The sequence below is a fragment of the Curtobacterium sp. ODYSSEY 48 V2 genome, assembly GCF_023712625.1.
GTDB lineage: Bacteria > Actinomycetota > Actinomycetes > Actinomycetales > Microbacteriaceae > Curtobacterium.
In genome coordinates, this window is sequence record NZ_JAMAXX010000010.1 from 64,413 (window position 1) to 77,645 (window position 13,233).

A 13,233-nucleotide genomic window follows, 5' to 3' on the forward strand; every position below is an offset into this window, starting at 1 on the left:
GCCTCCCGTCCGCCGTGTCGGTGGGTCAGCGACCGGCGGCGTTGTGGTTCGCGACCTGCGTCGCGGACAGCTCCGTCGAGTAGACCGCGGCGTACCGCATCGACCCGGTGAAGTACTCCCTGGACGGCGCCCCCGGCCACCCGCTGATGGTGTCGTACCCGATGCGGAAGTACCCGGTGTAGTTCTCCGGGGCCTTGAACGCGGTGTTCGACGCGACGAGGGTGCCGTCCAGGTACAGGCGCATCCCGTTCGTCGGCGACATCGTCGACACGACGTGGTGCCACGCACCGTCGGTGACGGCCTTCGGGGACGTGATCACCTGCGTGGTGCCGTTGTACGAGCCGAACACGAGCTGCCCCGAGGTGTTGACGTAGATCTGCCGGTCGTGCTGCCCCGAGGTGGCGACCTGGTTGCTGCCGAAGCCGATGAGCAGTCCACCGGCCACCGTGGTGCGGAACCAGACCTCCTCGCTGAAGGTCGTCGGGTTCGCGTAGGCCCGCGGCGTCGAGACGAAGCTCGTCGACCCGTTCAGCGTGTACGCCGGACCACCGTCGCGGGAGCACGCTGCCGGGTTCGCGGTCGTGGTCATCGACCCCTGGTAGGTGCCGGCGTTGCCCTTGCCCGACGAGTCCGCCGCGGTCTTCGCGCCGGCAGCCTCGTCGAGGTCGTAGGCGAACAGCGCGCCGGAGGCGTCGGCCAGCGCTGCGGCACCGCAGGTGAAGTACGGCGCGGTCGCCGCGGTGTTGCCGGTGTTCGCGACGGTCGCGCTGTACGCGGACCGCGTCGGAGCGAACTGGTTGAGCAGCACGACCACGGCGAGGGCGACGACGAGCAGTGCGGCGACGACCCGGCCGTCGCGGAGGCGACCGGCCCTCACGAGGCACGCACCGGTTCGACACGGCCGACGGCCAGGCAGAGCACGAGCGGCACGAGGCACACCAGGACGAGCGCAGCCCAGCCGACCGGGTCGAGGTGGATGTTCGAGGTCAGCTGGTAGTGCCCGTTCGCCGTGAGCTCGTGGATGACGACGCGTCCGACCTGGCCGTCGACCAGGTGCACGGTGGTGCCGCCGTGGGCCTCGACGCGGACGGGGAACATCCCGGAGGAGACGATGGTCGCCTCGACCCCCTCGGGGCTCGAGGTGTTCGTGATCGTGGTCACGTTCACGAACGGCTTGAGGACGAAGGCTGCGTACGAGGTCGTGAGGGCACCACCGGCGATGCGCAGGCAGGTGCGGGTCACGCGGTCGGTGAAGGCGCTGGTGAGCGTCCAGATCAGCAGGGTGCCGACGAGCAGGATCGGTGCGGCGCGGAACAGCCAGCCGAGGTGGGGCACGAGGAGCACCGGTGCGCCGATGACGTCGTGCTGCGTGAGCGTCCACGGGTCGGTGGCACCGTTGATGTCCCCGCGGGTGTGCAGGCCCTGCGCGTCGATGCCGATGATGCGGTGCGTGTAGACGACGCCGGGGTTCGCATCGGTCGCGAACGAGACGACGTCGCCGACCGCGAGCGTGTCCACGTCGACCGGCATGTCGAGCACGAGGGTGCCGACCGGGGCGGCCACGCCCATCGAGGGCGTCTCGACGACGAACCAGCGACCACCGGCGGACAGGAACAGCACCGCGGCGGTCAGCAGCACGGCGGCGACCGCGGCGACCGTCCAGGCGAGGACGGTCTCGGAGCGGCTGACGGCACGGCCGCGCAGGACCGGACGGTCGAGCGTGCCGCTGAGCGGGATCGCTGCGGTCTGGCTCATCTGCTGCTCCGGTGGGGTCGGCCGCCCCGGAGGGACGGCGGGTGGTGCGGGTGCGGGGAGTGCGTGGGGAAGGGGGGCGGCGCTCGGGCGTGGGGGGACGTCCGAGCGCCGCCGGGGTGGACGCGTCCGACCGGACGGGGGGATGACGGTCGGACTGCGCCGGGGGTGACGTCACCCGGCCGGAAGGGGGGAGGCCGGTCGGGGGGCGTCGGTCTGTGGAGTTCGGTCTGGGAGCGGGGGGTACCGTGCCGGCGGGACGGGATCAGGGCGTCACGCCGGCTCGCTCCCTGCGGGTCAGGCGGTGAAGGTCCAGGTCATCGGGACGGACGCTGCGAGGCCCTGGTACGTGTTGCCGGCCGACGGGTCGAGGGTGACCGCGAAGTTGAACGGCACGGTGGCGCCGGCGGCGGGGGCCTGGGGCATCGTGAAGGACGAGGCCGGCGCACCCTTGAAGCTGGCGAGGGTGCCGCTGAAGACGGTGGTCGAGCCCGAGGTGATGACGAGGTTCATCTTCGCGCACAGGTCGGTCGCGGTGCCGTTCTGCGTGCCGTTGGCCGACTGCGTGCAGGTCGCACCCGGGGTCAGCGTGAAGGTCGCGGCGTTCGCGGTACCGGTGTTCTTGATCGAGATCGCGGTGTTGACGGTGTTGCCGGGCGTCATCGTCGTGCTGCCACCGAACTTGTTGATGGTGGAGCAGGTCGCCGCGTTCGTGGAGACCGAACCACCGTCGGTGCTGAGGCAGGTGACGGTCGCGCCGGCGTTCTGCTCCTGCATGACCAGCGTGCCGGTCGCGGCGGTGTTGCTCGAGTTGGTGATGCTCGCGGCGAACCCGGAGAGGGTGCCGGTGAGCGAGAGCGACAGCAGGACGGCGGCGAAGATGCCGGCGAGGAGTGCCACGGGGGCGAAACGGATCCGCTTCATCGCGGAGGTGCGGAGCTTGGTGGACACGGTGTACCTCATCGTTCGGTGGTGGTGCGGGCAGTCGGAGCAAGTGGTTCGGGCTCACTTGCTTCAATGATCAAGATAGTCAGTTGTTCACCAATTTGACCACTCGTATACTTACCCCAGAGCGGGGGACGCCCCGTGTCCCCCCTTCGACGGAAGCAGGTCCCGTGGCCCCCTCCACCGACGACGCCGACCTGATGGCGGCGTTCGCCGCGGTCGTCCGCGCGAACACGAGCCTGGTCGGCCAGCTCAGCGCGCAAGCCGGCATCCACGAGAACGCCCTGCGTGCGCTCGTGCTCGTCAGCGACACCGGGTACTCGACCCCCACCGAGGTGGCCGGCTACCTCGGGCTGACCTCGGGTGCGGTGACGAACATGATCGACCGCATGACGGCCGCCGGACTGATCGAGCGCGCACCCAACCCCGCGGACCGACGGGGGTCCCTGCTGCGCCTGCTCCCGGCTGGCGACGCCGTCGTCGAGGACTACCGCACGCGCTACGGCGCGATGCTGCGCGCCGTCGACGGCGCGCACGGCGGCGAGCTCCACGAGGTGCTGAACTCCCTGGCGACCAGCCTGTACGAGCAGGCGGCCGACGCGATCGGCGTCCGCGGGGACTGAACCGGGACGCGGCGGACGGAAGGGACGTCGCGGGCCCGCCGCGCGCCTCCCGTCCGCATGCCCCAGACTGGAACGATGCCCCAGCTCCCCGTCGTCTTCGAGGTCGGCTCCATCATCGCGCTCGTCGCGATCCTGCTCGTCGACCTGCTCATCGTCGCCCGCCGACCGCACGTCCCGAGCCTGCGCGAATCGGGCACGTGGGTCGGTGTCTACGTGGGGCTCGCGCTCGTCTTCGCGGTGCTCATGCTCGTCTTCGCCGGCGGGGACGCCGCAGGGCAGTTCGTCGCCGGCTGGCTGACCGAGTACAGCCTGAGCATCGACAACCTGTTCGTCTTCGTCATCATCATGGCGCGGTTCAGCGTGCCGAAGGCGATCCAGCAGGAGGTGCTGATGCTCGGCATCATCATCGCCCTGGTCCTGCGCGGGGTGTTCATCCTGGTCGGCGCGCAACTCATCGAGGACTTCACCTGGATCTTCTACCTGTTCGGCGCGTGGCTCATCTGGACCGCGATCCAGCAGCTCCGTGAGGACGACGACGAGGAGCAGCAGGACAGCGCCCTCGTCCGCCTGCTGCGCCGTCGGGTGCGCATCACGGACGAGTTCGACGGCATGAAGTTCCGCGTCTCCCAGGACGGGGCGAAGCACTTCACACCGCTGCTCATCGTGCTCATCGCGATCGGCACGACGGACCTGCTGTTCGCGCTCGACTCGATCCCGGCGATCTTCGGCATCACCGAGAGCGCGTTCATCGTCTTCACCGCGAACGTGTTCGCCCTGATGGGTCTGCGGCAGCTGTACTTCCTGCTCGGCGGGCTGCTCGAGCGCCTGGTCTACCTGAAGTACGGGATCGCGCTCATCCTGGCGTTCATCGGCGTGAAGCTCGTGCTGCACGCCCTGCACGAGAACGAGCTGCCGTTCCTCAACGGGGGCGAGGGGTTCTCGTGGGCGCCGGAGATCCCGACGTGGGTGTCCCTGGTGGTGATCCTCGTCGCGATGGCGGGCGCGACGGGGGCGAGCCTCGTCCGGATGCGACGGGACGCGGTGGTCAGCGGGCGCTGACCGTCCGGGCCGCGGTGGTCGGCCGGCGCTGACCCTGCGGCCGCGTCAGGCGGCGGGCTCGGCGCTCTGCGGGATCGGCAGGGCGATCTCGACGTCGGGGTCGTCCTGCCGGGCCGCCCGGATCATCGAGTTCGCGGTCGCGGCGAGCGGTACGGCGAAGAACCCGCCGGCGATCCCGCCGATCGTCGTGCCGGCGATCACCGCCAGCAGCACCGCGAGCGGGTGCACGGCGACGACGGACCCGGTCAGGAACGGGTGCAGCACCTGGCCCTCGAGCTGCTGCACGAGCACGACGACCCCGAGCATGACCAGGGCGACCACCCAGCCCTTGAACAGCAGTGCCAGGAGCACCGCGACGGCCCCGGCGGCGAAGGCCCCGACGACCGGGATGAACGCCCCGACGAACACCACGACACCGATCGGCCCGGCGAGCGGCACCCCGAGCAGGAACGCGCCGAGTGCGATGCCGATCGCGTCCGTCGCCGCGATGACGACCTGCACGCGGATGAAGTGCGTCAGGGTCGTCCACCCGGCCTCGCCGGCGACGCCGATCCGGTGCTGCGCGGCCCGGGGGAAGAGCGAGACGACCCACTCCCACATCCTCCGTCCGCCGGTGAGCGCGAAGATCGTCACGAAGGTCACGATGAAGAGCCCTTCGCCGAGGTGCACGAGGGTGGCGCCCGCGACGACGACGCCCTGCTGCAGTTCGGCGGCGTGCTGCTCGACGAAGGTCCTGGCGTCCGTCGAGAGCGTGTCGAGGTCGACCGACGGCAGGCCGAACGGCGGGTGCCGCAGCAGGTCCTGCACGGTGCCGATGAGCGCCACCGTGCGGTCCTCGAGGCTCGGGAGCTGCTCGCTGACGCGCCAGACGACCAGGAAGACGAGCAGGGCGATCCCGACGACGAGCGACAGCAGCGCGAGGACGATCGCGAGCCACCCCGGGACACCGTGACGCTGCAGCAGGGCACTGAAGGGCACGAGCAGCGCGGCGACGACCAGCCCGATGAGCAGGGGCACCACGACGTTCGACAGGGTGAAGGCGATCCACCCGACCAGGCCGACGGCCGCCGCGATGACGAGGATGCGACCCGCGAACACCGCGCCCGTGCGCAGGCCGGACGGGCGGGGAGCGGGTGTGGTGGTCACGGGGTGTCCTTCGTTCGGGGTGCTGGTGCCGGGCGCTCGGTCGAGCGCTCGGCACGGGGGTGCGTCACGTGGTCCGGTGTGCGTCGGGACCAGGTGCGCTGCACGTGGTCCATCCACGTGACGACGACGGTGTGCGGGGTGGTGAGTGCCGCGATGAGCACCAGGTAGACGCCGAGGTCGGCTCGGCGGACCACGACGGCGAGTGCCACGAGCATCGCCACCGCGATCGCGGTGATCGGCCACGCCTGACGGGCGAAGCGGAGGAACGGCGCGAGCAGCCGCCCGCGGTGCAGCTGTCCCGCGCTCGTCGGCTCGGTCAGCTCGAGGCGCAGGATGTGCCGGACCGCGTGCCACAGCGTGAAGTAGAGGCCGACCGCGAGCACCGGCGGCACGACGGCGAAGAACGCGACGAGCACGAGGTCCTCGGAGACCTGCCGCCAGCGCGGTCCGCCGGCACGGGCGACGACCACGACGTGCAGCACGACGAGCGCGGCGACCAGGACGGCGCCGGCGAGCCGGACCGCGCCGGGCACCACGAGCACGGCGCCGTCGAGCCCGCCGTCGACCACCGCCGCCGACTCGACGACCACGTGCGCGGCGGCACCCGGCTGCGCGACGAACGGCACGGTCATCGGCAGGGCTCCGCGCACCGCCACGGTCAGGCTGGACCCGAGCGCGCCCGGCACGCCGTCGCCGAGGAGCCGGTCGACGAACAGGTCGCCCTGCCCCCAGTGGAACCAGGTGATCCCGACGAACACCGCGAAGCCGAGCAGCGGTGCGGTGGTCCAGAGCGCGACCGTCGCCGCGCCGACGACGAGGTAGAGCGCCACGACGGTGACGACCGACCGCGCGGTGCTCGTCCCCGGGCGCAGGCGCGCGGGGACCAGGTGGTCGAGGGCGCCGTGGGGGAGCCCGAAGACCAGCACGCTCACCGCGAAGGGCACGAGCTGCACCGCCACGGGGACGGCAGCGCCGCTGAGCGTCGTGACGGCGCAGGCGAGTGCGACGAGCGCGAGCACCGCGGTCACCGGCGCGAGCACGCGGTCGGCGACCCAGGTGCGGAGCGCGGGCGGCGCCGCGAGCCCGCGGTCGGGCAGGACGCCCGCCGGCACCGCGGTCACGATCGGCCCCCGGACCGGACGGCCGTGTCCCGGTCCGTCCGGGTCCGGGTCCGGGTCCGGGTCTGGGTCCGGGTCTGGGCGATCGTGTCCGGGTCCGTCCGGGTCCGGACGACCGCGTCACGGACGGTCCGCGCCAGTGCCGCCAGGAACGGGCGCTTCTGCAGCGCCAGGACGATGCGCAGCTCGTCGATCGGGCCCGACCGCTCCGACAGGAACCGGACGACGAGGGGACCGGGCAGCGCGAAGAGCCGCCGGAACGCCTCCGCTGCCTGCTCCGGCCGGTCCCGCAGGAACCGCAGGAACACCGCGTCGAGGAAGCGCGTCCGCCACCCGTCGACGAACGGCGGCACCGCGGTCCCGGCGGCGAGGTGCTGCGCGACGACCGCGCTGTGCCGGTTGCTGCGGGCGAACCCGTAGCCGCTGCTCGGTCGGGTCGTCCCCACGACGGCGGTCGCTGCCGACCACCGGGCGTCGGGCCGTGCGGGTGCGTCGGTCATCGGGATGCACCCGCGTTCCTCGTCGACCACGCGCCACTCGTCCGGACGGAGCCCCCACCGTCGCCCGACGTAGCCGGCGACGTGGCCCTCGTGGTCGAACGGGTCGGCGGCGTCCGGGGTGAAGACCGTGCTCTCGACGAGCGCCTCGGTGGGGGAGACCGGCAGGACGTAGACGAACCGGGCAGGTCCGGCGGCGTCCTGTCCGGTGAAGTCCATGAGCGTCGCGGTCGACGTGTCGAACACGGGTCGGTCGGCGGTGACCCAGTGTCCGACGAACCGCTGGTGCAGGAGCACGCGGCCTGCGCCGACGTGGTCCGGGCACCGGGGTCCACGGGCGTCGAGCACCTGCCGTGCGCGCACCGTCCCGAGTCGGGAGGTCACGACGCACCCGTCGTCGGTGCGCACGACCGTCGAGACGGGGGCACCGCCGACGACGCGGACGGTCCCGGCGGTGTCGTGGCCACCCGCGGCGATCCGTCGCTCGGCTGCCTCCCGACGATCGGCGGCCCGGACGAGCACGTAGGGGTGTGCGGGGTCGGTCCCGGTGCTCGTCCCGTGGTCCGTGCGGACCTCCCACCGGTCCCAGCTCGCCGACCGCGCCTCCGGCAGGGGATCGCTGCCGTCGTCCCACGAGCACCACGAGCGCGGGTCGGGCGTCGAGCGCCCCTCGAGCACGAGGACGGTCGGTGCGCCCGCGGAACCGGCCTCGGCACCAGCACCGACACCGGCACCGGCCCCGGTCTCGGTCTCGGTCGCGGCCTCGGCCTCGGCCTCGGCGAGCCGGATCGCGGTGGCCAGGCCGGAGCAGCCGGCTCCGACGATCGCGACGTCGACGGTGCCGGGCAGTGCCGGACGGACGGGGCCGGGGGCCGGGACGCGGTGCGCTCCGACCCCCTGGCTGGTCGCGACCGTCGGGTCAGCGACGAGCACGCTGCGCACCGGGGGCGGCGGTGGCGTGCTGCGAGTGGTGCGCCGTGGCGGTGTTCGGGAGCGTGCCGTCGGAGAGCTTCTCGGACGAGATCCAGAGCGCCTCGGGGAGGGTGTCGACGCCGGTGCGGACGTCCTCGGCGGAGCGGAGCTTGGCGATCTTGTGGATCATCGACCCGAAGCCGACCTTCGCGACGATGTCGGCTGCCGACAGCACGATCTGCATCCACGTGATGACCGCGCCGCCGTGCCCCCAGCCCTGCAGGCCGAAGACGACCGGGTACGCCATCCACGTGACGATGAGCAGGATCCCGGCGTTGCGGAGCGTCCCGGCGGCCTCGGTCCCCTTGAGGTCACGGCCGCCCTTGACGACGACGTAGACGACGAGGACGTACAGGACCACCATGAAGATGCCGGAGATGACGCCCCAGGTCCAGAGCGCGCCCGTGTTCGTGCCGGAGTCGATGACGACGCCGCCGACGAAGCCGGTGCTGATCATCAGGAACGCGGCGGCGATGCCCACCGCACGCAGTCGACGGGCCGCGGCACCGGCGAGGGTGGCGACGGCGATGAGCTCGATCACCAGCAGCGGCACGGTGACGGTCCAGTCGAAGTAGCGCGGCGCCCAGGACAGGATCGCGTTCGCGTTCGGCACCCAGGACGCACCCTTGCGGTCGTAGCCGATCGCGAACTCGAGCACGAGCAGGACGTACGACAGGAACGCGATGCCGGTGATGCACAACCCCGCGTACACGCCGCTGCGGTACCGGCCGGTGACCTCGCTGACCGAGACCCACGACTTCACGAAGAACGCGAAGAGCGCGAGTCCCGCGACCGAGAGTGCGTAGACGATGAGCGTGTGCTCCGCGAGCGTCAGCGTCGCGTTCCACGGAGCGAGTGCATCCGACATGGGGGTCCTTCCGGGGGATCGAGGGTCAGCGGGACACCGCCGACCAGGAGAACTTGCTCCTGGGCAACCGTCGCGGTTCCCAGGCCCGGCTGCGGACGGGGTACAGCACCGTCCGTAGCGTGGTGATCCCGAACGAACCAGGGCACGATCGCGCCCGTCTCACCCCCAGGGGTGGTCCTGAGAGGATCCAGATGTCCGAGCGCATCCGCGTCGCACTCGTCAACGACTACGAACTCGTCCTGCGCGGCCTCGCCGACCTGCTCGCCCCGTTCTCGGACCGACTCGAGGTCGTGCAGCTCGACGCCCGGCACCGGGTGACCGTGGACGTCGACGTGGCGCTCTACGACACGTTCGCCCAACCGCAGCGCGACGACGAGGACGTGACCCGGCTGGCCGCGAACCCCCGCATCCGGACCGTCGCCGTCTTCACGTGGAAGATGGACCAGGACCTCATCGACGCCGCCGTGTCCCGGGGCGCGACGGGCTACTTCGCGAAGAGCTCGACCGCCGAGCAGCTCGCCGACGGGCTCCTCCGCGTCGCGGCGGGCGAGCGGGTGCTGGACGAGCCGCGACGTCGGGTGGCGAGCGGGCCGGGTGTCGACTGGCCCGGCCGCGAGCTCGGGATCTCGGACCGGCAGTCCGAGATCCTCGCCCTGATCACCCAGGGCAAGCGCAACGACGAGATCGCCGAACTGACGCACCTCAGCCCGAACACGGTGAAGACCCACATCCGCACGCTCTACAGCAAGATCGGCGCCCGGACCCGGGTCGACGCGGTGCTGTGGGGGACCGACCACGGGTTCCGGCCCGACCACCGCAGCGTCGACCGGGCCACGTCGCCGTAGGCTGGCCCGGTGGGCGACGACGATGAGCAGCAGTCACGAACGGAGTCGTCCGTCGTGGACGCGTCGGTCGTCGGGCTCGGCATCGTGCTCCGCTCCCTCGCGCCCGCGCTCGAGCAGGTGACGCTGCAGCAGTACCGGATCCTCGTCCTCCTGGCCACCCGCGGGCCGCTGCGGGCCGGGGACCTGGCCGTCGAGCTCGGGCTGCTCCCGTCCGGCATCACCCGGATGGTCGACCGTCTGGTCCGCGACGGGTGGGTGACCCGGAGGACGTCCGGTCGCGAGGTCCTGGTCACCGCCGGTGAGGACGCCCTCGCGCTCGTCGAGCACGTGCTGGCGCGCCGGGCCGTCGAGTTCCGGGCGGCGCTCCGCCGGATGACCCCCGAGGAGCGGTCCGCCGTGCGCACGGCGGCGGACGCGCTGGCGCGCACCGCGGTCGCGGACCCGGTGCTGGACGCACAGCTCCTGCTCGCCACCCCACCCGAACGGTGATCCCCGGGTCGTACCGTGGGGGCGTGACGATCACGCTGACCAGGACCGACCCGCAGGGCGCCGACCGGGAGGCCCTGGTCACCTTCCACACGTCTGCCCGCTTCCCCTTCCACGTCCGTCCGCAGCCCACCCGCGTCGACCTGGAGCGCGCGATCGACCGCGGTGCGTTCCGCGACGACGAGCACGACTCGTGGTGGCTCGACGACGAGCGGCTCGGACGCGTCGGGCTGGTCGTCCTCGAGGACCTGCAGGACCCGGCACCGCTGCTCGACCTGCGGCTCGCCCCGGCGTTCCGTGGGCAGGGACTCGGGGTACCGGCGCTCCGAGCGGTGACCGGTCACGTGTTCCGCACCATGCCCGACGTGACGCGCTTCGAGGGGCAGACGCGCGAGGACAACACCGCGATGCGACGCGTGTTCCTGCGCGCCGGGTGGGTGCAGGAGGCGCACTACCGGGAGTCGTGGCCGGTCGAGGGTGGAGCACCGCTGGCGTCGGTGGCGTACGGCGTGCTCCGGCGGGACTGGGAGACGGGTCGGGTGACGACGTTCGCGTGGGACGCCATCACGCTCGACGACTGACCGAGGAGTCGTCGCGATCAGCCCGACTCGTCGCGATCAGCCCGACTCGTCACGATCAGGACGGCTCGTCGACCAGGGCGGTGAACCGACTGCCGACGCCGTACACGAGGTGCCGCGTCGTCCCGGCCGCGGGCGGCGGCACCTCGTCGTGGTCGTCGCACACGAGCAGCGTCCAGTCCGGCCACCACTTCTTCGGCCGCTCCTGCTCGGAGAACCCGCAGACGGCGCACTCCAGGTGCGTCCAGACCTTCTTCGTCCCCGTGCGGTTGCCCCGGGACTGCACCAGCCAGGCGGGCGGGTCCTGCTCGATGCGCTCGAGCTCGGCCTCGCTGATGTGCGACGGGATGCCGTGGCGAGCGGCCATCTCGAGGGGGATGTCGAGCCGGATCGCGGCGTCACGGCGGGAGAGCATCCGTCCAGGGTAGGTCGTCCCGAGGTGTGCGGATGCGCCGGTTCCCGCGTCGCCACCCGGCCACCCGGGTCATCCGAGCGGCGGATCTTGCCTGAGCCCCCGTTCAGCCCACGGTGGAACGACCGGTGCTGACCGGGACTTTCCCCTCTGCCCCTCGGGCGGGGGACCAGCCGCGCACCCAGGATCCTCCTACTCTGCGCGAACCGACAGATTCCCGTTCTGTCACCTGACCCCTGGGGGAACCCGTGCGCCGTAGCACCTCCACCGCCCGACGCGCCTGCGCCGTCGGCACGACCATCGCCCTCGTCGGCCTCACGACCGGCCTCGGCATCATGACCGCGACGTCGGCCTCCGCCGTCGAGCCGACGACGAGCACCGCCGTCGCGGACGGCGGGACCACGTCGACGGTCGCCCCGAGCACCGACAGCCCGAGTACCGACGCGCCGGGCACGGAGGCACCCGCGACGGGGACCCCGACCTCGGACGCCCCCGCCGCCGATGCACCGTCGACGGCTGCTCCCACGACCGACGCCCCCGCCACCGAGACACCCGCCACCGACGCGCCGACCCCGTCCGAGGGCGACGAGCCGACCGGCTCCTCCACGACGACCGCCGACCGCCCCGCGGCCGCCGGCACCGTGACGATCGACGGCGTCGCCGCGGTCGGGTCGAAGCTCACGGCCGAGCCCTCGGGCTTCACCGCCCCGGCGAACCTCAGCTACTCGTGGACCATCGACGGCACGTCCGTCAGCCAGGGCCAGAGCTACGTGGTGAAGCCCACCGACGCCGGCAAGGTCGTCATGGTCACCGTCACGAACACGCAGGGCGGGATCGCCGTCGAGTCCGAGTCGGCCCAGACCGACCCGATCACGCAGGCCCCGGTCTTCGTCGACGAGGACGGCGAGCCGGTCACCGACGGCATCACGACCGAGGGCGACCTGACCCTCACCGCGACCGCGGGCGAGGCGTTCTCGTACACCTTCCGCGCGATCGGCTCGCCCAAGCCCGTGCTGGCCCTCGACTACTACAACTCCGAGGACGGCGAGGACGCGGACGGCTGGACCCCGGCCGACCAGCTGCCCGAGGGGATCTCGTTCGACCCGGCGACCGGCGTGCTCAGCGGGACGACCGTCGATGCCTCGTACTGGGACTTCGCGGTCACCGCGACGAGCGGGACCGAGACCGTGACGCAGACCGTCGAGCTCGACGTCCGGGCGGCGGCACCGGTCGGGCTCGAGGCGACCGCGGTCGACCGCGCCGACTTCATCGACTACGCGAAGGCCGGCTTCCCGGTCGGCTGGTTCGACGACGAGGCGACGAAGAAGTCCGGCTCGCTCCGGTCCTGGATCATCAAGGCCGACGGGTCGGTCGTCACCGAGCACACCGACTGGGAGCAGACGCCCTTCGGCGGGTCGGAGTTCATCGACGAGGTCCCCGGCGGCACCCCGACCGTCCCGCAGGGCGGCACGCTGCTGCTGTCCGGCACCCTGGTCGACGAGTTCGGCAACGCGGTCGAGGACGAGGAGGACGACCTCGGCGTCACCACCATCGACGTCCGCTCGAACGTCGCGTCCGACGTCGTGGAGCAGGACTCCCTGCTCGGTGACTCGGGCTTCGTCGGGGTCACCTTCCCGCACGCCTCGGTGCACCGCCTGACGGTCAGCGCGTCCGACTTCAGCACCGCGTTCGACGTGCAGGTGACGCCGACGCCGGTCGCGGCCGTCCCGGGCGGCACCACGACACCCGCTGCGGTGCAGCACGGCACCGCGTCGGCGCCGAAGGGCCACGGCCGGCTCGCCTACACCGGCGCCGACGAGACCTCGCCGATCGCGTGGGCACTCGGTCTGCTCGTCGCCGGTGCCGGCCTGATCGGCGCACGCACGCTGCGTCGTCGACTCGCCCGTTCCTGACCCGGTCCCTCCCGTCCGT

General features: G+C 72.2%; 14 protein-coding genes. 6 read left to right on the top strand and 8 right to left on the bottom strand.

Features of this window, described 5'->3' with window-relative positions:
* Nucleotides 1-25: 25 nt before the first annotated feature.
* The 3 genes from M3666_RS14840 to M3666_RS14850 all read right to left on the bottom strand — a co-directional run bounded on the left by M3666_RS14840 (nucleotide 26) and on the right by M3666_RS14850 (nucleotide 2,703).
* The gene (locus M3666_RS14840) at nucleotides 26-877 is read right to left on the bottom strand and encodes a LamG domain-containing protein (RefSeq protein WP_209684803.1); all 852 of its coding nucleotides are present in this window, start codon (nucleotides 875-877) and stop codon (nucleotides 26-28) included.
* Nucleotides 874-1,755 carry a S26 family signal peptidase gene (locus tag M3666_RS14845; protein WP_209684801.1) on the bottom strand — a complete coding sequence of 294 codons (882 nt, stop codon included), beginning with the start codon at nucleotides 1,753-1,755 and terminating at the stop codon, nucleotides 874-876. The genes M3666_RS14840 and M3666_RS14845 overlap by 4 nt, the downstream gene beginning before the upstream one ends.
* Before the next feature lie 294 nt (nucleotides 1,756-2,049).
* Complete coding sequence (locus M3666_RS14850) at nucleotides 2,050-2,703, bottom strand: hypothetical protein (protein ID WP_209684798.1); 654 nt, start codon at nucleotides 2,701-2,703, stop codon at nucleotides 2,050-2,052.
* Between the two features lie 164 nt (nucleotides 2,704-2,867).
* On the opposite strand from M3666_RS14850, the gene M3666_RS14855 reads away from it, so the two are divergent.
* Together M3666_RS14855 and M3666_RS14860 are read left to right on the top strand one after the other, a co-directional pair.
* A complete protein-coding gene (locus M3666_RS14855; RefSeq protein ID WP_308301856.1) occupies nucleotides 2,868-3,320 on the top strand; it encodes a MarR family winged helix-turn-helix transcriptional regulator in 453 nt (150 codons plus the stop codon).
* 75 nt (nucleotides 3,321-3,395) lie between these two features.
* A complete protein-coding gene (locus M3666_RS14860; RefSeq protein ID WP_209684796.1) occupies nucleotides 3,396-4,379 on the top strand; it encodes a TerC family protein in 984 nt (327 codons plus the stop codon).
* A 45-nt stretch (nucleotides 4,380-4,424) separates the two neighbouring features.
* On the opposite strand, the gene M3666_RS14865 is transcribed toward M3666_RS14860, so the two are convergent.
* From M3666_RS14865 to M3666_RS14880, 4 genes are read right to left on the bottom strand one after another with little or no spacing between them, the layout of a single operon-like run.
* Nucleotides 4,425-5,525, bottom strand: a complete 1,101-nt coding sequence (locus M3666_RS14865) for an AI-2E family transporter (RefSeq protein WP_209684795.1) — start codon at nucleotides 5,523-5,525, stop codon at nucleotides 4,425-4,427.
* On the bottom strand, nucleotides 5,522-6,646 hold the full coding sequence (locus M3666_RS14870; RefSeq protein WP_251155623.1) for a Brp/Blh family beta-carotene 15,15'-dioxygenase: 1,125 nt from the start codon (nucleotides 6,644-6,646) through the stop codon (nucleotides 5,522-5,524). Before M3666_RS14870 ends, M3666_RS14865 begins: the two co-directional genes overlap by 4 nt.
* The gene (locus M3666_RS14875) at nucleotides 6,643-8,073 is read right to left on the bottom strand and encodes a lycopene cyclase family protein (RefSeq protein WP_251155624.1); all 1,431 of its coding nucleotides are present in this window, start codon (nucleotides 8,071-8,073) and stop codon (nucleotides 6,643-6,645) included. The genes M3666_RS14870 and M3666_RS14875 overlap by 4 nt, the downstream gene beginning before the upstream one ends.
* The gene (locus M3666_RS14880; protein ID WP_251155625.1) at nucleotides 8,060-8,980 is read right to left on the bottom strand and encodes a bacteriorhodopsin; all 921 of its coding nucleotides are present in this window, start codon (nucleotides 8,978-8,980) and stop codon (nucleotides 8,060-8,062) included. The genes M3666_RS14875 and M3666_RS14880 overlap by 14 nt, the downstream gene beginning before the upstream one ends.
* 191 nt (nucleotides 8,981-9,171) lie before the next feature.
* Here M3666_RS14880 and M3666_RS14885 point away from each other — a divergent pair, with 191 nt between their 5' ends.
* Genes M3666_RS14885 through M3666_RS14895 form a run of 3 tightly spaced genes read left to right on the top strand, consistent with a single transcriptional unit; the run spans nucleotide 9,172 to nucleotide 10,892 of the window.
* The gene (locus M3666_RS14885) at nucleotides 9,172-9,825 is read left to right on the top strand and encodes a response regulator transcription factor (protein ID WP_251155626.1); all 654 of its coding nucleotides are present in this window, start codon (nucleotides 9,172-9,174) and stop codon (nucleotides 9,823-9,825) included.
* Nucleotides 9,826-9,834: 9 nt separating this feature from the next.
* Entirely contained in the window at nucleotides 9,835-10,314 is a 480-nt protein-coding gene (locus M3666_RS14890) for a MarR family transcriptional regulator (RefSeq protein ID WP_251155627.1), read from the top strand.
* 23 nt (nucleotides 10,315-10,337) lie between these two features.
* Entirely contained in the window at nucleotides 10,338-10,892 is a 555-nt protein-coding gene (locus M3666_RS14895; protein ID WP_251155628.1) for a GNAT family N-acetyltransferase, read from the top strand.
* A 55-nt stretch (nucleotides 10,893-10,947) separates the two neighbouring features.
* Here M3666_RS14895 and M3666_RS14900 read toward each other — a convergent pair whose 3' ends face one another.
* On the bottom strand, nucleotides 10,948-11,304 hold the full coding sequence (locus M3666_RS14900) for a hypothetical protein (RefSeq protein ID WP_251155629.1): 357 nt from the start codon (nucleotides 11,302-11,304) through the stop codon (nucleotides 10,948-10,950).
* 245 nt (nucleotides 11,305-11,549) lie between these two features.
* Here M3666_RS14900 and M3666_RS14905 point away from each other — a divergent pair, with 245 nt between their 5' ends.
* Entirely contained in the window at nucleotides 11,550-13,214 is a 1,665-nt protein-coding gene (locus M3666_RS14905; protein ID WP_251155630.1) for a putative Ig domain-containing protein, read from the top strand.
* Nucleotides 13,215-13,233 lie beyond the last annotated feature (19 nt).

Excerpts from the sequence above, each read along its gene's own strand:
- M3666_RS14900 (WP_251155629.1), bottom strand. The coding sequence starts at position 11,304 with ATGCTCTCCCGCCGTGACGCCGCGATCCGGCTCGACATCCCCCTCGAG.
- M3666_RS14845 (WP_209684801.1), bottom strand. The coding sequence starts at position 1,755 with ATGAGCCAGACCGCAGCGATCCCGCTCAGCGGCACGCTCGACCGTCCG.
- M3666_RS14880 (WP_251155625.1), bottom strand. The coding sequence starts at position 8,980 with ATGTCGGATGCACTCGCTCCGTGGAACGCGACGCTGACGCTCGCGGAG.
- M3666_RS14885 (WP_251155626.1), top strand. The coding sequence starts at position 9,172 with ATGTCCGAGCGCATCCGCGTCGCACTCGTCAACGACTACGAACTCGTC.
- M3666_RS14860 (WP_209684796.1), top strand. The coding sequence starts at position 3,396 with ATGCCCCAGCTCCCCGTCGTCTTCGAGGTCGGCTCCATCATCGCGCTC.